Here is a 21,098-nt window from a genome sequence, read left to right on the forward strand (position 1 = left end):
TCCCCGTTTCGGCTAGTGTATGGACCGGCTACATCACTCATTCACTTATTCGCTCACTCACTGTTAATGGTCGCCGAGAGCAGCGAGGTAACGCTCGGCATCCAGGGCGGCCATGCAGCCCGAACCGGCGGCCGTAACCGCTTGGCGGTAGGTAAAATCCTGCACGTCGCCGCAGGCAAATACACCATCCACGTTCGTCTTGGCGGTACCCGGGATGGTTTTCAAGTAGCCCTGCTCATCATGATGCAGGTAGGGCTGGAAAATCTTGGAGTTCGGCTCGTGGCCAATAGCTACGAAGAAGCCCTCAATGGCAATGTCGCGGGTGCTGCCATCAAGCACGTTCTTGATGCGGGCCCCTTCCACGGCGTGCTCACCCAGGATTTCATCCGTCACCGAGTTCCACAGGACCTCAATCTTGGGATTATCGAGCACACGCTTCTGCATAATCTTGGAGGCGCGCATCTCTCCTTTTCGCACAATCATGTACACCTTAGAGCACAGGTTGGCCAGGTAGGTAGCTTCCTCCGCAGCGGTATCACCGGCGCCCACAATAGCTACTTCCTTGCCGCGGTAGAAAAACCCGTCGCACACGGCGCAGGCCGACACGCCCGAACCATTTAGGCGCTGCTCCGAAGGCAGGCCCAGCCACTTCGCTGAAGCCCCGGTAGCAATGATGACGGTATCAGCCGTCAGCTCCAACGATTCGTCAATGGTTACGCGGTGCGGGTGGCCCGAAAAGTCTACGGCGGTAGCAATTCCGTAGCGAATATCGGTGCCAAAGCGGGCCGCCTGCTTCTTTAAGTCTTCCATCATCTCCGGGCCCATGATGCCATCGGGGTAGCCGGGGAAGTTTTCTACGTCGTTGGTAATGGTGAGCTGGCCGCCGGGCTGCAGGCCCTGGTACATGATGGGCGTAAGGCCGGCACGAGAAGCGTAAATAGCTGCAGTATAACCTGCTGGGCCGGAGCCGATAATCAAACACTTGATGTGTTCCGGAGTGGTAGTTGCCATGAGAAAATAAAGCACTAGCCGCAGCCAGTACCATGAGTGGTTAAGGGAAGTGGAATGCAAAGGTAAGCAGGAGTACCATCCTTCATGAAACCGGTGGCGTTGCTACCTCCACAGTACAACAAAAAACCCCAACACTAGGTCGGGGTTGTTTGCTACGGGGTAAAAAAGATTACCCCAGGTAGGGCTTCAGCGCTTTGCTACGGGAAGTGTGGCGCAGACGGCGGATTGCCTTCTCCTTGATCTGGCGGACCCGCTCGCGGGTCAGGTTGAACTTCTCCCCAATTTCTTCCAGCGTGAGCGAGTGTTCCCCGTTCAGGCCAAAATAAAGCGTGATAACGTCGGCCTCGCGCTTGGTTAAGGTGCTCAGCGCGCGCTGCACTTCCTTGCGGAGCGAGTCGTTCATCAGGCCCGTGTCAGGCGACTCCTCGTCCTCGTTTTCCAGTACGTCCAAAAGGCGGTTTTCCTCACCCTGCACGAAAGGAGCATCCACGGATACGTGGCGGCCCGAAATCTTCAGGGTGTCTACTACCTCGGAGGTAGTGAGTTCCAGCACTTCGGCAATTTCTTCGGGCGAGGGCTCCCGTTCGAACTTCTGCTCTAGCTCAGAGAAAGACTTGGAAATCTTATTCAGCGAGCCTACCCGGTTCAGGGGCAGACGTACGATGCGCGACTGTTCGGCCAGGGCCTGCAGAATGGACTGGCGAATCCACCATACGGCGTAGGAGATGAACTTGAAGCCGCGAGTTTCGTCGAAGCGCTTGGCGGCTTTAATCAGACCGAGGTTTCCCTCGTTGATCAAATCGCCCAGCGACAGACCTTGGTTCTGGTATTGCTTGGCCACCGACACCACGAAGCGCAGGTTGGCCTTGGTCAGTTTTTCCAGTGCTTGCTGGTCACCTTCCTTGATGCGTTGCGCCAGCGTCACCTCCTCGTCGGGGGTCAGCAGATCCACCTTGCCAATCTCCTGGAGGTATTTATCCAGCGACTGGCTTTCGCGGTTGGTGATCTGCTTGCTGATTTTTAGCTGTCTCATTGCGGGCGCGTGAGAATTGAGTTATGGATGCTTGTAAACGTCGTTGTCAGTCCGATTAATACGCATTAATACGGAAGATACCCGAACGCGGGTACCGGCATTGATTCTGTCCAACACGCCGGTACCTGCGAAAGTTCGGGAAGAGGCAGTTACGCGGCGCCGTTCGAGTCTGCGGCACGCTCAGGCTTGGGCAGAAGCACCTTGCGCGACAAACGGTATTTACCCGTTTTTTTGTCGATATCGAGCAGTTTTACGTCAATCTCCTGACCTACTTCCAGCACCCCCTCCAAAGAAGCCAGACGCTCATGGGCTACCTCAGAAATGTGCAACAGGCCATCTTTGCCCGGCATAATTTCCACGAAAGCGCCGTAAGGCTGAATCGAGCGAACCTTGCCTTTGTACGTTTCGCCTACCTCTGGCACGGCAGCAATAGCGCGGATGCGGTCAATGGCAGCTTGCATGTCCGGCTGGTTGGAGGCGAAGATGCTTACGTGGCCTTTTTCGTCCTTCTCCTCGATGATTACCGTGGCGTTGGTATCCTTCTGGATCTGCTGAATCACCTTGCCGCCGGGCCCGATTACCGCACCGATAAACTCTTTATCGATGAGCATCTTGTGCGAACGGGGGGTGTGCGGCTTCAGCTCGGCTGCGGGGGCAGCAATGGTCTTAGCCATTTCGCCCAGGATGTGCAGGCGGCCTTCGCGGGCCTGATGCAGAGCGGCCGTTAGGATCTCGTGGCTCAGCCCCTGGATTTTGATGTCCATCTGGCAAGCCACGATGCCTTTCTCCGTGCCAGTTACTTTGAAGTCCATGTCACCCAGGTGGTCTTCGTCGCCCAGGATGTCGGAGAGTACGGCGTAGTCGCCGGTTTCCTTGTCCTGCACCAGGCCCATGGCAATACCCGATACGGCAGCGCGCAGCTTAATACCGGCGTCCATCAGGGCCATCGACGAAGCACACACGGTAGCCATTGACGACGAACCGTTTGACTCCAGAATATCCGACACCACGCGGATGGTGTAGGGGTTCTCGTCTTCCGAAGGCAGCACTTTTTTGATGGAGCGCATGGCCAGGTTGCCGTGGCCTACCTCCCGGCGACCGGGGCCGCGGTTTGGCTTTACCTCGCCGGTCGAGAAGGCCGGGAAGTTGTAGTGCAGCATAAACTTGTTGTAGCCCGACACCATGGCCGAGTCCACAATCTGTTCGTCGAGCTTGGTACCTAGGGCCACCGAAGTCAGCGACTGAGTTTCACCGCGCGTGAACAAGGCCGAGCCGTGCGCGCCGGGCAGGTAGTTGACCTCCGACCAGATGGGGCGGATTTCCGTGAGCTGACGACCATCGAGGCGGGTGCGCTCCTTGATCATCATGTCGCGGATGGCTTTCTTCTCAGCCGAGCCGTAGTAGCGGCCGAACATCTTCATGTCCAGCTCCGGATTTTCGGTCTGCAGCTCTTCTACCAGCGCCTTCTTGATAGCGCCGAAGCCTTCCTTGCGGCCCGATTTGCTGGTGTTACCCGACTTGGCTACTTCGTAGGCCTTTTGGTAAACCGCTTCGGTAATGCGCTGCTTCAGCTCGTCGTTCTCTTCGTACTTGGGGTAGTCGCGCTTTACGTGCGACTTTTCTACGGCGGCAGCTAGCTCCTGCTGCACGCGTACTTGCTCTTTAATGGCCTCGTGAGCGTAGGCAATGGCTTCCACCATTTCCTCTTCGCTCACTTCGTCCATTTCACCTTCCACCATGGCTACCGAGTCGGCCGTGGCCCCTACAATCAGGTCGATGTCGGCGCGCTCGATGTCAGCAGTGAGGGGGTTGATCTGTAGTTTGCCGTCGATGCGTGCTACGCGCACCTCCGAAATCGGGCCAGCAAACGGAATATCAGAAACCGACAGGGCAGCCGAAGCGGCCAGGGCAGCCAGAGCGTCGGGCTGCACGTTTTTGTCGGCTGAAATCAGCGAAATCATTACCTGCACCTCGTAATGGTAGTCCTTGGGGAACATTGGGCGCAGGATGCGGTCCACGAGGCGAGAAACGAGCACTTCGTAATCGGAGAGGCGGCCTTCGCGGCGCTGAAACGAGCCGGGAATTTTACCGGCGCCGCCAAACTTCTCCTGGTAGTCAACCGACAGGGGCAGGAAATCCACGTCGCCGCGGGCGCTGGGTTGCGAAACCACCGTGGCCAGCAGCATGGCGTCGCCGAGGCGAACCACAACGGCGCCATCGGCGAATTTGGCCAGCTTGCCGGTCTCAATGGAAATCTGCCGCCCATCGGGCAGCGTAATGTGTTTGGTAACCGCGGTGTAATTGGGCATCTTCTAGGGTTGCTTTTTTAGAAAGCGTGCAGCGGGCGAGCAGCCGTAAAACCAGGGCCGGCAGTGGCCTCGGTTTGCTCTGGGGAAAGTTCTTCCGGGGTAGTAAACAACGAAACCGGCAGAATAATGCAGCCGGCTTCAGACAAAAAAAGAGCAGGGAACCTCCCCCAGCGGAAAGGCTCCCTGCTCCGGAGCGTGAGCTTACTTACGAATACCCAGTTCCTTGATGATGGCGCGGTAGCGGTTGATGTCGCGGTGCTGGAGGTAGTCCAGCATCCGACGGCGCTTACCAACGAGTTTGAGCAGACCCAGGCGGGTCGAGTAGTCTTTCTTGTTCACTTTCAGGTGCTCAGTGAGGTGAGCAATGCGGTGGGTAAACAAGGCAATTTGCGACTCGGCCGAACCGGTGTCGTTAGCGGACTTCTGCAGGCTGTTCTTTTCGAAAATCGCCTGTTTTGCGTCAGTGGTGAGTTGCATCGGCAGATAGGTTTCCCCGTCTTAGATTGAAAAATGAGAAGAATTTCACCCCGCACTTCGGGGTGTCGGCAAAGATAGAGGTTTTCCGCAAGAGTAACGACGACGCGAAGAAAAGCCCCTGGTTTTCTTCGCAGCGAGAGCGGCGCTTTTCTAGCAGCTGACTAGCTACACCGTTTTCTTATAGCCGCGGAGGGGCCAGCGCATCCACGAGGGCAGCACCCGATTCCAGTCCACATCCAGAATGCCGGAGTCGTGCCGAGCCTGGTAGAGAAAGAACAGCCCTACTGGCAGCAGCAGCGAAGTAGCCATCCACATACCCAGGCCCACCGGCATCACTATCTCGCGCCCATATTTCTCACCCATAATGGACAGCACGTAGTACACTATAAAGAAGACAATGGATACTAGGATGGGCACTCCCAGGCCCCCTTTCTTGATAATAGCCCCCAGCGGCGCGCCGATGAGAAACATCAGCAAAATAGCCGCCGATTGCGTGAATTTGCGGAACATCTCAATCCGGTAGTTGGCCGTTTCTTTAGTCATGTTGGTTAAGCGCTCCGCCGAGGTACCCAGGAATGAGCGCACGTTGCGGGCCCGGTTAGCCGCTTGCTGGGTGATATTCAGGCTGACAGGCTGCAGCTCGGCCACTGGTACCTGCCAGCCCTCCACCCGCCGCAGGGCTGCCCGCCCGGTAGTATCCAGGCGCAGATACGTGTAGTAGGGGTTTAGCTGGGCAATGAGCAGCACCCGCTCCTTTTGCAAGCGCTGATGCAGGGAGTCAGTATAGTGATTCAACTGACTTAAATTCAGCATCATCTTGTTTTCCTTGAACAGGTCTTTCTTGGTCCGGTCCAGCCCGAAAGAAGCCAGGGAAAAGGTAATCAGGTTTTGAGAGAAATTCTGCCGGATAAAGTTGGCACCGGCCCGGTTATCAGCGCTGGGCTGCTCAATGTACATGCGCCCTCGAAACAATTCCAGTCCCAGGTACTGCCCCCCGAAGCGGGTGAACATCCGGCCGGAGTCGGCCAGAATTACCCGCATACTTCCCGAACTCTGGGTGTGGTCATAAATCATCACCCCCTTAAGAATGTCGCCATTCTCCCCCATTTTCTGGTTGACCTTGATGGTGTAGCCAGGAATGCCGTTGTAGAAAACTCCCTCCCGGATATCCAAGGCCAGCTTTTGCTGCCGCACGTCCCAGAGTAAGCTGTATGCCTCCAAGTTCGCCAGGGGCACAATAGTGTTGTTAAACCAGAACGCCCCACCCGCCAGCAGTACACTAAAAATCAATACGGGGCGCAAAATCCGCGTGAGAGAGATACCCGCCGTTTTGATGGCAGTTAACTCATGGTGCTCCCCTAGCGTGCCAAACGTCATGAGCGAGGAAAGCAGCACAGCTAGCGGCAGAGAAATAGGCACAATCAGCACGCTGAAATAAAACAACAGCTGCGCAATTACACCCATACCCAGGTCTTTGCCCACCAGATCGTCCATGTACTTCATCATGAACTGCATCAGAAAGATGAACTGCACGACGGCAAAGGTGAGCAGGAAAGGGCCGGCAAACGCCCGTAAGATCAGTTTATCGAGTTTTTTCATGGCGAAAGTGAAGCCACTACACTACTAGGGTAAGCAAGCAGCTTCCAGGAAAAGCGAAGGGAGCAAACGGAAACGAAGATACGGCTCGTTTCGCGTCTGCTCCCCAGCATTGGCGTAAGAACAAAGGCTACCCTCCTACCTGTTCCCGCAGCTTCTGAATCAAACTATCCCACATTTCCTGCAGCTCAACAGTGTCCGTCTCCTCTGAATAATCCACGATGCGCAGATACACCTCCTGCGTTAGCTGCGACTCTTCGAGCAGGAAGTCCAGGTAGTTGGCGTCGGTAGCATGGCGCTTGTTCTCGTCGAGAAAGACAAAGCGCACGGAGCGGTTAGTACGGTGCGAGGCCATTTCCGCGTAATGCGGCTGATTGTCCCAGATAAAGTTGTAACGCCCGCCCTCAATCCGAACGTCTTGGCAGAACCAGTGCGAGAGACCAGAAGCGGAAGCCAGGTAGGGATACAGAATCTTGGGGGAAGCATTGATGGGATATTCAACCGTAAACCGATGTTTGAGGCGAGTGGCAGAAAGGGGCATAAGCAAAACAGTGTAAAGGATTTAGTAGACGCGCTTTCTCGACAAAACTCGCCTGGGAGCCAATATACACGGGTTTTTTTTTGCGCAATGCTTGCTTTGCGTTAAATCTTGTCTTTACCTTTGCACCATCAAAACGGCGGGGTAGCTCAGTTGGTTAGAGCACAGGATTCATAACCCTGAGGTCACGAGTTCAACTCTCGTCCCCGCTACATTAAAAAGGCCACCTTTTCGGGTGGCCTTTTTCGTTGGTACAACATGGGGACAACAACTCTAAGATTCATTTTTAGGCATATTTAGCCAGGCTAAGACTTGTTGTTGAGGTTAGTATAATGATTGATACTTGAGGCATAAGCACTTATACCCTTCGCTCCTATCAAGCCCGATTTTAACGCTCAAATTAGCCTCTGCAGGAAGCTAGCCCAAGGGGGTTCTGTAGTTAATATTGCAAGAAATCAGCTTCGCCGTTACCATCGGGTGAAACTAGAACAGGGACTGTGATGAGAGTAGCCGCAACTTTAAATTTATTTGATCATATACAAGCTAAACCGGTCCTGAAATGGGCAGGGGGCAAGGCTCAGCTCTTAAAGGAGCTGCACAAAAGCATACCTAAAAGCTTCAATAAATATATAGAGCCATTCTTTGGAGGTGGAGCTCTGTTTTTCAACTTAACTCCTGAAAAGGCGATCATCGCAGATTTAAATCCCGAACTTGTTAATCTATATAAGTGCCTCAAAGAAGATCCTGAGCAGATCATCAAACATCTATCATCTTATATAAATAGCGAGGAGTTTTTTTATCAGCTACGTTCAACTGACGTTGGCTCTCTAGATCCATTTCAGACAGCAGCTCGAACCATATATCTGAACAAAACGTGCTTCAACGGGCTCTATCGCGTTAATAAGAAGGGACAATTCAATGTACCCTATGGCCGCTATGTTAATCCAAATATCTGCGACACTGATACGTTGCTAGTCGCCTCTCAAGCTTTGCAACATGCTTCTATCAACTGCGGTGACTACAAAGCTATTCTGAACGAGCATGCAGAACCCGGAGATCTAATCTTCTTAGACCCCCCCTATCTTCCTATCTCAAAGTACAGCGACTTCAAAAGATATACTAAAGAACAGTTTTACGAAGAAGATCACAAAGAGCTGGCAGCGGAAGTACAACGCCTGCACGAGCTAGGCTGTCATGTTATACTTACTAACTCTAATCATCCGTTAGTACACACTTTATATAGCAACTTCAAAATAGAAGTTGTCAAGACTAAGCGCTTTATCAATAGCGATGCGGGTAACAGAACCGGCGAAGATATAATTGTAACGGTTCCCCCCAAGCCAACTTCATCAATTCGGATTGTACCCGACCTTTTACCTAATCAAGTAGATAAATATCCATCTACCCGTTGGATGGGTTCCAAAAGCAAGTTACTGTCTCACATTCAGTTAATCTCAAGACGCTTTGAGTTTGATACTGCAATGGACCTTTTCTCCGGCTCTGGTATTGTCGGATACATGCTAAAGTCCATGGGCAAAGAGGTCATAAGCAATGACTATATGCACCTGTCTGGTACATATACGAAAGCTATGGTTGAGAATAATTCGACAAAGCTCTCCAAGGAAAAGGCTGAGGGATTGCTCAACCTTTCATCTCCGTTAACTGATTGTTTTGTTCAAGAAACCTTTCAGGGTCTATACTTTACGGACGAAGAGAACCTATTAATTGATATACTTCGATCAAACATAAAAAGGCTGTCTAATAAGTATGAGAAAGCTATTGCTTTGTCAGCCTTAATGAGAGCATGCACTAAAAAGCGACCAAGAGGGATTTTCACTTATGTTGGTAATCGATATGACGATGGGAGAAAGGACCTTCAATTATCACTTGCCGAGCAGTTTCTTAAAGCTGTTGAAGAGATAAACGAGGCCGTTTTTGACAATGGCCGAGAAAATATTTCCCGAGTTGGTGATGCGATGAACATCCGTAAGGATGCGGATTTGGTATACATCGACCCGCCATACTTCAGCCCTCTTTCTGACAATGAGTATGTGCGCAGATATCACTTTATCGAAGGACTGGCATGTGACTGGGAAGGATTAGAAATCCAATGGCATACCAAAACTCGCAAATTCAAAAATTATCCAACCCCATTTTCTTCACAAAAGGGGGCCTATGATGCTTTCGATAAGTTATTCAAGAGGTTCAAAGACAGCATATTGCTAGTATCATACTCATCCAACTCTCTTCCAACCCTAGATGAAATGGTGGGTTTGATGTCTAAATACAAGTCTCACGTAGAAGTAGAAAAAATTGATTACAGGTACTCCTTCGGAACTCAAAAAGAAGGAGCAACAGGCAATAGTGCACAGGAATATATCTTCATCGGCTATTAAGTATGCTTTGGCATCTGGGCAACACGACCATTAGAACACCATACCGCTTGAGAGACGCTTTGATTGCGCTCCAAGCCTCACCTTTAAACGGCGACTTATCAGGAGCGCAAGAGAGCGTCTTCGCCGTATTGCTACATGAGGCAGGGGTTGCTGATGTTAAGCGTATCAATGTTGCGGGCGCTAACTTCTCTGACTTCGGCAGAAAGTGGCGCTCAGCTTTAACCAAGCTGGGATTTATTACTCAAAAACTCTCTAGATCAGTTGCATCAGGAGATGTAGACCCCTTATTGGCGCCTATATCTGCACGAATACCAGGTATATCAGGACGTCCTTATGAAATTACACCAAGTGGTCAGAGATTAATAAGCGCCGAGGTAATCGCGGCTCAACAAGAAGTATTTCTACGTGCAATTCTAGGCATTAAACTTCCTTCCCCTATTGAAGATAGATTTACTTGCACCCAGTTCTCTCCGCTTAAGTTCGTAATTGATCTGCTATTTGAGCTTAGAGCTCGGTCAGAAGGAGACTATTTATCATTTGAAGAAACAGCACTATGCGTAATAACATCGTCTCCTGACGATGGTATTGATAGAGTTGTTGATAATATTCTTGATTTTCGAAGAAGAAGATTAGCGCATAGCGGCAGCGTCCGCCCCTTTGATAGTGCAGAATATAAGACGGTCGCTGATTCTATTCCTATAGAAGAACAAACTCTCGACGATTATGGTGATTGTACGCTGCGCTACCTGAAGGCCACCGGCCTATTCAAGGCAAAAGGTCGCGGCATCACATTGAATCCTATCAAGGAGGAGCTAGCATCCCTAATACATACATCTGCGGAGGTTTCCCTTTCTGATGAAGACTATTTGGTCAATCTTTGGAACGGGGCGGACTTACCAACGGACAATGCCACCGCCGCTGAAAAGGTAGTAAACGACCTGGTTAATAGAGTCCGTTCTAAAGGGGGAACAGCCGCCGCATTGCAGACTGGTGAAGACTTAGCATTAAGAAGACACGAACTGGAGGATCAACTTAATAAGCTTGAAGAAGAAAATTACTCTCGAGAACAAGCCAGTAAGGTTGGTGATATTAAAGCCTGGATTGAAGCCCTAATTAATGGTTCTGCTTTACTGCCAAATGGAGAGAGAATAAAAATTCCTAAAGGTGAGGCTCCAGCGTATTTTGAATGGGTTATTTGGAGGGCTTTCCTTGCTATAAATTCTCTCTCAAATAAACCATGGGAAGCCAGAAGATTTCAAGTAGATCAAGATTTTCTTCCAACTAGTACTGCCCCTGGAAACGGTCCGGATTTAGTATTCGAGTTTGCGGATGCCATCCTTGTAGTAGAAGTAACCTTTACTAACTCGTCTAGACAAGAGGCTGCGGAGGGAGAGCCAGTTAGGAGGCATGTTGCCAAATATGCAGAAGAGCAAGGTGCTTCAGGCAAGCCTGTATATGGACTTTTTATTGCTGTCAATATTGATAGTAATACGGCCCATACATTCCGTACCGGAGACTGGTTTAAGAAAGACGACAGCAAAATCAATTTGCAAATCGTGCCGATAAGGTTAGATGACTTTCTTAAATTGTTCACTTATGGAGCAGACAAGCTAGATCGAATGCCAGGCATTCTTCAAACTGTACTTCTAAGATGTCGAGCACAGGCTAACCAAGAAGCGCCCATATGGAAGCAGTCTGTAACAACAATTGTTGAGCAGACTATAAGATCATAATGCGTTGATCAAACTACTCAGGATGGCAGGCTATTATGGCCTGCCATTTTTTTTTGCACAAGGACTTCCAACTATTAAAAATCATTAGTTAAACTTTATCGCATCACATCGAGCCACATCACACCAGCCTATTGCGCGGCTCCCTGGCCCTGCCTATCTTCCACCATGGACCTGAAGATCATCACCCTGGAAGACGAGGCATTTCAAGCCCTCCTGCAACAGGTGGTGGCTCAGATTCGCGCCGAGTTTGGAGAAAAGGCACTTGATCGCTGGATTGACGGTCAGGAAGCCATGCGCATGCTGCGGATCAAGTCGCCCACCACACTACAGAAGCTGCGCGACACCGGGGCGATCCGTTACAGCCAGCCGGAAAAGAAGATTATACTCTACGACCGGGAAAGTATTCTGGCGTATATTGAGAAGTACGTTAAAGGCACTTTTTAGCCATGGCAGACGAAACCAAAGTTGACGAGGCCTATAAGCTGAATTTCAACTTGGGCTATTTTATGGCCCAAAGTCCGGAGACAAACGAGCTTTTAAAAAGGCTGATGAAAGTCGAAAGCCCGGAAGCCCGCAAAGTCATGGAAGATGGCAAGCGGCAGTTTCAGATGGACGCCGTACGGGACAACCGCGCCGCAACCATGCCGCAGGTGGACATGGAAGAAGCTTGGTACGAGACCCTTGATCGAGACGTCAGGAAACAAGAAAGAGAAGAAAAGGCTCTTTTTGCCGCGTATGATAGTATGATACCCGGCGATGCCAACGACGAACAGATTGTGCGCTACACTGATCGAGGATCTATCAAAAAACAGAGCTATTCCGACCGATTGGCCCAACAAAGATCATCCGAAACCGAGCGTCCAGGCGGAAACATTGATAAGCAAAGAGAAGCCGTAGAACGCATGAACAAGCGCCGCGAAGAACAACAGCGCGACCGTGAAAAAGGCAGAGGGGGCCGATAATAACCCCCACACCCGCTTAGGCGATCCGCTTGCACGAAAAGCCGTATTGCCCTTTGCGCGTTGCCTTCTTGATGGTAAAAACCACGCCATAGCGTTTCCTGGCCCATTGGTATGAGTTGTCAAGCCGCTGGCGGTCCATCAGCGTGAAGAAGCTCTCCCCTATCTCATAATTCGTCCAGCCGTGCGTTTCGCCGGCCTCGCGCTTTCGGATGCGGTTATAGCGACCGATACACGCATTGCGGCCAATGATCAAGCCATGGTTGGCGCTCAGAATGGTAGCGCAGTTCGTGAATGAGAACAGCCGCACCCGGTGCAGGTCCAGCAGTTCTTTGTCCAGGCGTGGAGTCCACTTGATGGTCATCGCACACCTGCCGCAACCATAGCTAGGGTGAAGCAAGCGATAATCCCTATTAGAAAGGCCAAGCCGATGATGTCTTTGATAGTCTCGCGGATCATATTTTCTCCTGTTATAAAATGGAATCCCGCGTCAGTCTGACCAGCACTTGGCCATCCTGCCGCAAAATCTCTGCGTTGGCTCGGCTCAGACCCATACGGTTGGCATAGGCACGAGCCGTGTTGTAGTTTTCGTCAGTATCCCCGTGGGCGTATAGACACATACCGGCGTGGTATAGAACCGATCCGTCGGCCAACTCTCGACCAGCGCAATCCCTAGGGCGGCGCTGTGGAACTTCCAGCTTCATCGTTGCGCTCCGTACAGTGCAATCAGCGCCGCCTCAGCCACACCGTCCTGTCGTTTCAACGACCAGTTATGCGCTAGGTCAGGCATGAGCTGCGAGGCGCGCAATCGGGCAGCATCCTTATCCTTGGGGACGCTTAACGCCTTTTTCCAGACTTGCGGCAGTACGTAGGTGAACGGGATGCCGCAGGCCACAATTGCGGTTTCGATAACACCAGCACCGAAACCATAAGTGAAAGCCGAGGCCGAGCCGTTGCTCGGCTGAGCGCTCACCTGCTCAATCCAGACGTGAGAAGGCGAGGCTTCTTTCAGAATGCGCAGCAGCGCCAGCGTGTCGATCTTCTTGCGCTTGCCGCCGTTCTTGATGACCTCGTACACCGGCATTTCCCACGTCAGGCGGTCGGCGTCTGACAGCAGGCACAAGCCGCCCGTCATGCCAGGATCTATGCCGAGGATGGCTCTAGACATTTGCGGGCTCCACGGCGCGCAAGGCAGCGGCCCAATAGGCAACTGCATCGTCTTTCGGCATGGTGCGTCCCTTTTCCCAACGGTGGATCGTCATAAACGACACGCCGATGCGGCTGCCGAGCACCGGACCACTTAGGCCAGTGCGGCGTCTAGTTTCCTTAACAAGAGCAGTAAATTCGTCTTGGGTCATGCATAGTCCCTTATTCTAGCATCAGTTAAAATTAGTGTTTTCTTGGCCCGGGTGGCCGCGGTGTAAGCCCAGCGACGCTTTTCCAAATTATCCTTACCGATCGGCTCATTGTACACGATGACGTGATCAAACTCGGACCCCTGCGATTTATGACAGGTAATGGCGTAGGCGTAATCCAGCGTGTTCAGATCCTTATGCACGCTGAAATCGAAACGGGCGGGATCGGCTAGGAAGTTGAGCGTTCCGACCTCAGATAGGGCCAGCTGATATTTGCTACCCTCGTGAAAAGGATTTGCATCCGCTGCCGCGATGTCGATCATGCCGTTGAAAACACCTGCAGCCGGATTGTTGCGGGTGATAATCACCTTATCGCCCCGCTGGGGCAACGCCGAGGTAAATCCCCGGTAGCGCCTGGCCCGATTGTTAAAGTCTTTCCGCGTGTCGTTACGGCCACAGATAAACTGATCGGCGTTCATGTATTCGTCCAGTGTCAGCGTATTGCGGCGAACGTATTTGAAATCGCCTTCGTCACAGTAATCGACCAGATCGCCTTGTCGAACCTTCGTGGCATAGCGTAAAATCGGGCTTTCCAACGCTTGGCGCTGAATGCTCTCCATGAACAGGTCCGGCTTCAACAGCGTCTGTTGGTTGTTGACGGGCGGTAACTGGAATGGGTCGCCTAGGTACAGGACACGGTTCGCGCTGTTGTTGATATGTTCAATGATTTTATCGCTGAGCATGCTGTACTCATCAACAATGACCAGCTTGGCCGCGCCAAACTTTGGATCAAGCCGGAAAACAGGCTTGTCGTTTTCCATACGGATGAACTGATAGAGGAAACTGTGAATGGTGCCGCTGTTCTGGCAGCCCTTCTCGCGTAGCACATTGGCCGCTTTGCCGGTATAGGCGCAGAACACGACGTCATCCGCGCCGAGGCGCTCGGCAATCAGTTTGGCCAGCGTAGTCTTTCCGGTGCCGGCGTAACCAGCCAGCACAAAGAACTTGTCGCTCGACCGGTACCAATTCCGGATGGCTTGGTAGGCTTTTTCTTGGTCAAGTGACAAGTCCATTGCATAGGCTCCGAATTAAAAATTAGAAAGGAATCTCGTCATCGAGATCAGCCAAAGCACTGACTTTTGACACGGGCGCTTGGGCCTTGAGAGAAGTGGCGTGATCCTTATCAACAATGTAATCCTTGACTACATTGCGGTCAGGATAATTGCCTTCTTTATCGACCTGGATGCCAAGTTTTAAGCGTCCGGATTTGCCCTCAAAATCGTCGCCGAGAAGATTACCGGCGTTGTATTTATCGGCCAAACCACATGCCTGAGCGGCATGGCTGACTTTGTATAGCATAGACTCCATCAGATAGTCGGTGACAAGGATGAAAGTGCCGTCCGGTTTGAACACGCGGATCAGCAACTCAATCATCTCGTTGCCTTTTTTGCTTACTGTGTCTTGACCTTTGCTGATGGTAAAATCGTATTCACCGACCGGCAGCAAACGATCTTCGTTGAGTTCCTTATCGGATTTGGGGGTAAACTTCATTTTCAATGCTCCACTAGGTTAGAAAGGTTGTCTTGATGTGCTCAATGGCGGCGGCAATGCGGTCGGTAGACATTTCTTCCCATCCCTCGACCTGGGCCTTGCTGAGCCATTTTTCTTCTTGTCCCTCCGGCAACTTGACGGTGGTCAGTAGCTTCTTGATCTCGGCCAGTTGTTCGGGGGTGGCCAGCTCGATCGTTTCCGCTTTTTTCTCCATCACGTCCTTACCGTATAGCTTGGCGAATTCCGCATAGGACCACGGAAAAGCATCGCTGTCCTTAAAGCCAACAATGCGGGACTTGCGGATGCGTGCCACTCGACCATTGCCCGCCTTGAGGATGTGCAGGCATAAGTCCAGTTCGTATTCCAGCTTGTCCCACGCATCGAAGGTGGCGCCAATCTCGACGCGCTCCCCCTTAGCATTAAGGCCCCATTCCGGTTTCTCGTGACTGATCAAGATCACGTTCATGTCAAGTCGCGTCAGCCAGTTGATCAGTCGGCGCATGTTAGCCACGGCAGGCTTCTTGTCCGCACCGAAAGCATTCTTATCACCTAGACGCTCGGCCTCCACCGCAATCGCCGTGTTGAACAGCTTGGAAATTGAGTCGATAACCAGCGTCTTGAAATCGTGTTCCTCAGTCGCCAGCGCCTGAACCTGCTCAATCACGGTGTCAAAGTCGAGCGAGCCCTGTTCCGGCCCCATGTACAGACCGCCAGAAGCCAGCAGCTTATCCGTGTAATGATCAAGATTGGCCCCGCCTTCCGTGTCGATGTAATAGCAGGACGGGAAATCGAGAGACGCCCATGTCTTACCGACACCAGGCTTGCCGTAAATGAGGATCTTCGGTTTTTTCGGTTCCGCTTTTTTCGGCGATACTGCTTTTAGTTTGGATTTGGTGGCCATTCGCCACTCTCCTTTTCTTTGGGAGCATATGACCGGCTCCGCTTTCGGTTTTGCTTGATTGCATCTACATGTTTAAACGCCCTGTTTAAACATGTCAAGCAGAAAAATCAAAAATCGCTAAAGTATTTTTTGCCTGATTTCCATCCTCTGGGCCGGGTCTTGCCAACGCTACCACGGGTTTCCGTCCAGCCCAGCGAAGTCATAATTTTCTGGATGCGCTTGAGCGTGTATTCGTCCTTGCGGTTCTTCTCCACCCCTACTGCGCCGTACAAATCCCCATTAGCTACGAACGCGCCTGGATAATCATAATCTTTTAAATGCTCCTGGATGTCGTCCAGCCAGGCATCTTCCTGCATGCGGCTTTGTTGCACCTCGGTAGCCAGAGCATACTCGGCATCATTCAGCCAAACCTGTTCGCCTGTTTTGTACAGGTGAACGGCCTCCGCCCAAAGCTGTTCCTTCCAATCGTTGAGCAGATCGTGGTTGATTCTGTTGGAATAAACCGGCCAGAAGCGGCGGTTTCCCGTCACATCGCGGAAGTACCCGCCCGTGGGGTTGGTCGTGCCCGCAAATACGCACTGCCTGGGTATCTCCGAAACTGTCCGCTCATAGGGCGGGCGGTACATGTCCACCTGTCGGGATACGAATGCCTTCAAGTCGTTGGTTTCCGCATTTCGCCATGCTGCCAGCTCCGCAAACTCGATGATGAGCTTACCCTGCATCGTCATAATGGTGTCCTTGTTCTGGATATCCTTGACGTTATCAGCAAAGTATGAGCTGCCATTGAAGGTGCATAGGTTAAGCAGAGACCGTGACTTACCGATGTTCTGAGGCCCTTCCAGGATCAGCATGGTATCGAACTTGCAGCCCGGTTCATAAATCCGCTTGGCTGCCCCGATCAGCCATTTCCGAAAAGCAAATCGCAAGTATCGCGGGTCATCCTCGCAGTGGTAGATTTCAGTCAGGACATGTTCCAGTCTAGGCTTTCCATCCCACGTCAGGCTATCAAAGTAGGCTCTGGCCGGATGGAATGCATTGTTATTGGCGCGTGCCACCACCATATCCCATGCTGCTTCCTTAGAGGGCTTCAGTCCTTGATGTTCGCACCAGATTAGAAACCGTGTCATATCGTTGGCATTTAGGTCATGCACCTGAAAGTTGCGTGACAGCTCCCACGGTGGGCATTTATGCACGATTACCCGCAAGGAAAACTCGTTGTAGGCAAAGATTGTGTTGATGTCCGGATGGTTCTCCAGATACAATTCAAGGTTGATGAGGCTATTCGGGATAGGACGGTCGTTCTTTCCGCGCATGATCTGTAGTTGCCACGAAGTATCCTGGGGATCAGGTGGCACTTCAACTGCTTGGCTTACAATACCCAGGGCGGCGCGAACGGCGTCCAGCCCTTCTTCAACATGAATGTCATTGAAATCACGTGAACGGGCGGGGTGTTCAACACCTTTGCCAGGCGGGGCGCAAACCCGCCCATTCACTGCATCGGCGGCTTCCTGCGCCCGTAGAAGACCGATATTCACATGTTTGCCACGGATTAGGGTTTCCTGATCATCGTCCGCGCAAACAACTATGTTGTATTTCTTACCAAGCTTTTGTGCCACATTCAACAGATTACCGGCGTCAAATGCGCAGATAACCGTTTTTTGTGTTGCCTCATGAATGCTGGCCCCGGTGGCGTAGCCCTCGCACAAGTATAAATCTTCTCCCCACGCCGGCAAATCCCCAAACCTAAACCAGTGTCCGGCCTTGTCGGCACTGGTGTTGAAGCGCTTCTTGCCATCCGGACCAATTATCTGCACCGCGACGATATCATCGTCAGTGTTAAGGACCGGGACTACCAGAAGCTTGCCATGCAGAACACGCGCCCCGTAGCGTCCAATCCGCTTTCGAGTCTCATAATCAGTAGGCAGTGCGGAGGCATCCGCTCGCGCCCATATCTGCTCGGCCATCCGCTGGGCGTTCTGCTTCTCCATAAGCCGCCGCTCGTCGGCTCGTGCCTTCGCCAGCGCTACCCGCGCCTTGTGCGCTTCTCGCTCGTCGGCCGTCATACGCCGCTTGTTAGCGCTCGTGAACTTGTGTAACACCCCGTCGCGATAATCCAATGCCCAGCCATAGGCGTAATCGCCATCTACGGCTAGTTGATATACTGCGCTTTGCTTATGTTTGGTCGTGGTGGAGTAGCGATGCTTCTTATCGTCGGCTATAATTTCCGTGCTGCCAACTGGCTCGATACCAGCTTCTTTTAGAAAGTCGTAAAACTCTCCCGTAAAATCTTTCATGTAAGGGCACTCTGGTCTTTTGGTGTTGAACACCACTACCATACCCCACTAAAAAGCATTTGCAAGATGTTTTTAACTGGACGGAATTAAGCTTTTTCGGACGAAAACTATGGTTTCCGGTACAGTCTCGGTACAGGTTCGGTACAGATCTTTTCAATAGAAACAGGGGGATACCCCTACTTGTACCACTACTATATAATAATATAATATATAAAAAAGACGATACACCCTACTCTCAACAGAGATTCGGGTTTCGTTCGGGTAACTTTGGGTGGATACGCTGGTACAATCTGTGATTAAGTCATTGGAAGGCATAGAATGATCTGTACCAGAGCAGGCTCATGCCAAGCGTGAGCCCATCGGATAACAGGCCTATCAATGCTTACTCCCAGGCCGGGGTTAGCGTAACATTATTTTATCCGATTGCGTTACGGACATCACCAATCGGCACCATATCCGCATGGCAGAGATTTATTTTAGAGATTGCTTGCGTGATAACAATCAACCCCCGTACCTTTGGAACATGAACAGCGAAGGACAACACCTCAACCCATCCGAACAAGCTCCTGTTGATCAGGCGGCGTTGGCGCGTAGTGTTGTGTTCGCGGATATCTTACGTCGTTTTGATGAATTGAAACGCGACGAAGATGAAGAATACGCCCGCCACGAACGGGAGGTTGAACGCCACCGGGAGGAAATTGGCAATATCCAGGAGGCAATGCATCAGGTAGGGGCGGCACTTGAAGCCCTTCGGACGATATACCCTGGATTGGAAGCTAAGCTTGCTACGACCAACGAGTTTCAGGACAGTATCAAGGATTTCTTTGCAAAAAGAAAGCAGAATGACACTGAACATGAAAAGCCACGGCGCAAGAAGAACTCAGTGTTTGTCCGGGGTGAGCTGCGTGATGCAATCGTTCGGGTTATAACTGAACGGGATACTTTCCTACTTACCGATGAAGTAGCTGAGGGGGTTCACCAGTTGTTACCTGACAAGGAATTTGAAAACAAGCTTGTGGCCGATGGGCTCAAGGATGGTCGTAAAAGCGATTTGGTGGGCGTCGCGGCATTACGCGGGAACTACAAGATCATGTTGAGCGCCCTCCCCCACTTCTACGAGCTAGACGAAACAGAAACCACCGTGTTACTGCGGGACAAGTACCGCCAGAAGTTGCATGAACGCTTGCAAGATCTTGGCTTAACGCTAGCCGGAACCGAAAACGACTTCGTAAGCAAAAACCTTTTTAAGATACTGAAAGAAGAATATTCCGGCCTGCTGCGGATGCTGGAGCAGAATGTAGTAAAAGAAAAATCGGCAGTCGCTCCAACGACTGCCGACTAGGGCAACTTTTTAGTAGCAAATGCTGTGCAGCAGGACAGGACACCAATCCTGACCTGAGGTGTTACCGAACGAGAGGGAATGGCCTCCAAAACCATTCCGCCCGCCAGACTGGCCGTTACGCGAAAGCGTGGCGGCCTTTCTGTTTTACGAAGGTACAAAAATATTTGGTCTTTAGGCAGTTTTGCTAGTATTCAGCAACCTTTCCATAAAACTATTTCTGACATATCCTTTCTTTTCTCAAATTATTTTTGTATATTTGTATTGTAGATGGTACAATCGGTACTATCAAAGATCTGCTTGTTGCAGTGGAACCCATCCTTGTGGTCTCTCTTGATGCCTCAAAAATGGACCGTTATCTCTTTCTTGGTTGTTTTAGCAAACATCATTGTCATCGGCTACCTCAAGGGGGTCATCGCCGTACTAATCGTAAAACTAACCCTGAAAATTATGGCACATTTTAACTTCATCAATATCGGCTTGCTTGTGACGACAGTTCATGCTTTTCTCGTGAAATTAGGGATTCCAGACGCTTACCTGGGCGCGTTCGATTTAGTCTGCCCTTCTTAGTTTCACTGCAACAAATGGCGAGGAGCGTAAGCTCGGCGCCGCCCTCCAATAAAAGCCCCACCGCTTTCACCAGCGCGGGGCTTTTTTGTTATCGTTATCACTGCGTCATCTTTTTAGGTTCTATTTAGTCGTTCTGCGTACATACAGCTTGTCATTTACCGAGTCTCCCCCCGCCAGTTGCACGTTCATCACTGGTCTTTATTACTTTAGGAGGCTGTAGATGCGCGGGGTTTCGATCTGGGTTGTGACCTTTTAATGCATTTAGCACCCCAGTGATGTAATGCAAAGGTACTGGGAAGCTCATTCCGGCAGTAAGTATCCCTAACTGAGTGACGGCATCTTTCTCATGTTGGCTTTTTGCATAGTCAACCGTGTATTCGGAATATTGATTGAATTGCGCTTTAACAGATTCATTATGAGATTGGCATACATTAAGCCATTCTAAGGCCTTCTTTCTATCACCTGCTAAGGCCCATAATACTGCATAGTTGCCGCATGTCCTGGGTCCAAGCGGCCCTCTAACTGAAGTTATGCCTCCGCCTACAGGAATTGGTACCAGCCAAGCTTTTAAGCTTGCGGGAGCTGCATCGCCAGCCTCTGTCCAAATCCAATCGACGTTTTTGCGGATTTCCGCTTTAATGTTTTCAGGTATCTCTGCCATAGGAGTTTAAATTAAGTTGGTATTTCTAATATATAAATATTCATAATACTTCACAACTATTTCATATTATTATTGACAGCGCCGGTTCTGCTGCATACGGTCGAAGCTTCTAATCAACGCCCGCAGAAAGGGTATGCATGACCATCGCTACCAATTGGACCAAAAACCGCCAAGCTATCACCGGCCTAGACTATACCCCTATCGCCGCGCACCTGGAGGCAGCCGAAGCCCGCCGCAACCCAAATGATACGTCGAGCAACCAGCATTTTTTGAAAACGCTGTTTCAGGCTACCGACCAGCACGAGGCCGGCAAGCAGCTGCCCATTTTCCCGAAGCTAGCATTGAAAAACTGAACGATATGTCAGCCCATAGTTG

Annotated in this window: 21 protein-coding genes and 1 tRNA gene; 8 read left to right on the top strand and 14 right to left on the bottom strand. The window is 51.1% G+C overall.

The window, feature by feature from the left end; genetic code table 11:
- Positions 1-63 precede the first annotated feature (63 nt).
- The 6 genes from trxB to K3G63_RS04535 form a co-directional block, all read right to left on the bottom strand.
- Positions 64-1,011: a thioredoxin-disulfide reductase gene (gene trxB / locus K3G63_RS04510; protein ID WP_220612881.1), complete on the bottom strand. Its 948-nt coding sequence runs from the start codon at positions 1,009-1,011 to the stop codon at positions 64-66.
- 169 nt (positions 1,012-1,180) lie between these two features.
- Positions 1,181-2,044 (bottom strand): RNA polymerase sigma factor RpoD/SigA, encoded by an 864-nt coding sequence (locus tag K3G63_RS04515; protein WP_022823752.1) that lies wholly within the window; start codon positions 2,042-2,044, stop codon positions 1,181-1,183.
- A 149-nt stretch (positions 2,045-2,193) separates the two neighbouring features.
- Positions 2,194-4,353 carry a polyribonucleotide nucleotidyltransferase gene (gene pnp / locus K3G63_RS04520; RefSeq protein WP_220612882.1) on the bottom strand — a complete coding sequence of 720 codons (2,160 nt, stop codon included), beginning with the start codon at positions 4,351-4,353 and terminating at the stop codon, positions 2,194-2,196.
- Between the two features lie 201 nt (positions 4,354-4,554).
- Entirely contained in the window at positions 4,555-4,830 is a 276-nt protein-coding gene (rpsO, locus tag K3G63_RS04525) for a 30S ribosomal protein S15 (protein ID WP_220612883.1), read from the bottom strand.
- Positions 4,831-4,995: 165 nt separating this feature from the next.
- Positions 4,996-6,429, bottom strand: a complete 1,434-nt coding sequence (locus K3G63_RS04530) for an LptF/LptG family permease (RefSeq protein WP_220612884.1) — start codon at positions 6,427-6,429, stop codon at positions 4,996-4,998.
- 127 nt (positions 6,430-6,556) lie between these two features.
- Positions 6,557-6,967, bottom strand: coding sequence for an START-like domain-containing protein (locus K3G63_RS04535; protein WP_220612885.1), 411 nt, complete (start codon positions 6,965-6,967; stop codon positions 6,557-6,559).
- A 135-nt stretch (positions 6,968-7,102) separates the two neighbouring features.
- On the opposite strand from K3G63_RS04535, the gene K3G63_RS04540 reads away from it, so the two are divergent.
- The 5 genes from K3G63_RS04540 to K3G63_RS04560 all read left to right on the top strand — a co-directional run bounded on the left by K3G63_RS04540 (position 7,103) and on the right by K3G63_RS04560 (position 12,055).
- Positions 7,103-7,176 (top strand) — tRNA-Met (locus tag K3G63_RS04540).
- 288 nt (positions 7,177-7,464) lie between these two features.
- Positions 7,465-9,360 carry a Dam family site-specific DNA-(adenine-N6)-methyltransferase gene (locus K3G63_RS04545; RefSeq protein WP_259404354.1) on the top strand — a complete coding sequence of 632 codons (1,896 nt, stop codon included), beginning with the start codon at positions 7,465-7,467 and terminating at the stop codon, positions 9,358-9,360.
- Between the two features lie 2 nt (positions 9,361-9,362).
- Entirely contained in the window at positions 9,363-11,093 is a 1,731-nt protein-coding gene (locus tag K3G63_RS04550) for an AlwI family type II restriction endonuclease (protein WP_220612887.1), read from the top strand.
- Between the two features lie 165 nt (positions 11,094-11,258).
- Positions 11,259-11,537, top strand: coding sequence for a helix-turn-helix domain-containing protein (locus tag K3G63_RS04555; protein WP_259404263.1), 279 nt, complete (start codon positions 11,259-11,261; stop codon positions 11,535-11,537).
- Positions 11,538-11,539: 2 nt separating this feature from the next.
- The gene (locus K3G63_RS04560) at positions 11,540-12,055 is read left to right on the top strand and encodes a hypothetical protein (RefSeq protein WP_220612888.1); all 516 of its coding nucleotides are present in this window, start codon (positions 11,540-11,542) and stop codon (positions 12,053-12,055) included.
- 16 nt (positions 12,056-12,071) lie between these two features.
- On the opposite strand, the gene K3G63_RS04565 is transcribed toward K3G63_RS04560, so the two are convergent.
- From K3G63_RS04565 to K3G63_RS04595, 7 genes are all read right to left on the bottom strand, one after another.
- A complete protein-coding gene (locus tag K3G63_RS04565; RefSeq protein WP_220612889.1) occupies positions 12,072-12,416 on the bottom strand; it encodes a hypothetical protein in 345 nt (114 codons plus the stop codon).
- Positions 12,417-12,752: 336 nt separating this feature from the next.
- The gene (locus tag K3G63_RS04570; protein ID WP_220612890.1) at positions 12,753-13,220 is read right to left on the bottom strand and encodes a hypothetical protein; all 468 of its coding nucleotides are present in this window, start codon (positions 13,218-13,220) and stop codon (positions 12,753-12,755) included.
- Complete coding sequence (locus tag K3G63_RS04575) at positions 13,213-13,410, bottom strand: DNA-binding transcriptional regulator (protein WP_220612891.1); 198 nt, start codon at positions 13,408-13,410, stop codon at positions 13,213-13,215. Before K3G63_RS04575 ends, K3G63_RS04570 begins: the two co-directional genes overlap by 8 nt.
- Positions 13,407-14,480: an ATP-dependent RecD-like DNA helicase gene (locus tag K3G63_RS04580; RefSeq protein ID WP_220612892.1), complete on the bottom strand. Its 1,074-nt coding sequence runs from the start codon at positions 14,478-14,480 to the stop codon at positions 13,407-13,409. Before K3G63_RS04580 ends, K3G63_RS04575 begins: the two co-directional genes overlap by 4 nt.
- 22 nt (positions 14,481-14,502) lie before the next feature.
- On the bottom strand, positions 14,503-14,958 hold the full coding sequence (locus K3G63_RS04585; RefSeq protein ID WP_220612893.1) for a hypothetical protein: 456 nt from the start codon (positions 14,956-14,958) through the stop codon (positions 14,503-14,505).
- A gap of 13 nt (positions 14,959-14,971) precedes the next feature.
- Positions 14,972-15,859 (bottom strand): AAA family ATPase, encoded by an 888-nt coding sequence (locus K3G63_RS04590; protein WP_220612894.1) that lies wholly within the window; start codon positions 15,857-15,859, stop codon positions 14,972-14,974.
- Between the two features lie 107 nt (positions 15,860-15,966).
- Entirely contained in the window at positions 15,967-18,153 is a 2,187-nt protein-coding gene (locus K3G63_RS04595; protein ID WP_220612895.1) for a VapE domain-containing protein, read from the bottom strand.
- A gap of 523 nt (positions 18,154-18,676) precedes the next feature.
- On the opposite strand from K3G63_RS04595, the gene K3G63_RS04600 reads away from it, so the two are divergent.
- Entirely contained in the window at positions 18,677-19,495 is an 819-nt protein-coding gene (locus tag K3G63_RS04600; protein WP_220612896.1) for a hypothetical protein, read from the top strand.
- Positions 19,496-19,825: 330 nt separating this feature from the next.
- Positions 19,826-20,062, top strand: coding sequence for a hypothetical protein (locus K3G63_RS04605; RefSeq protein ID WP_220612897.1), 237 nt, complete (start codon positions 19,826-19,828; stop codon positions 20,060-20,062).
- A gap of 151 nt (positions 20,063-20,213) precedes the next feature.
- Here the strand turns inward: K3G63_RS04605 and K3G63_RS04610 are convergent, their stop codons facing one another.
- Positions 20,214-20,723 carry a hypothetical protein gene (locus K3G63_RS04610; RefSeq protein ID WP_220612898.1) on the bottom strand — a complete coding sequence of 170 codons (510 nt, stop codon included), beginning with the start codon at positions 20,721-20,723 and terminating at the stop codon, positions 20,214-20,216.
- Between the two features lie 137 nt (positions 20,724-20,860).
- Here K3G63_RS04610 and K3G63_RS04615 point away from each other — a divergent pair, with 137 nt between their 5' ends.
- Complete coding sequence (locus tag K3G63_RS04615; RefSeq protein WP_220612899.1) at positions 20,861-21,076, top strand: hypothetical protein; 216 nt, start codon at positions 20,861-20,863, stop codon at positions 21,074-21,076.
- Positions 21,077-21,098: the final 22 nt, after the last annotated feature.

Origin of the sequence: Hymenobacter sp. HSC-4F20 (genome assembly GCF_019599275.1) — a bacterium.
Taxonomy (GTDB): Bacteria; Bacteroidota; Bacteroidia; order Cytophagales; family Hymenobacteraceae; genus Hymenobacter.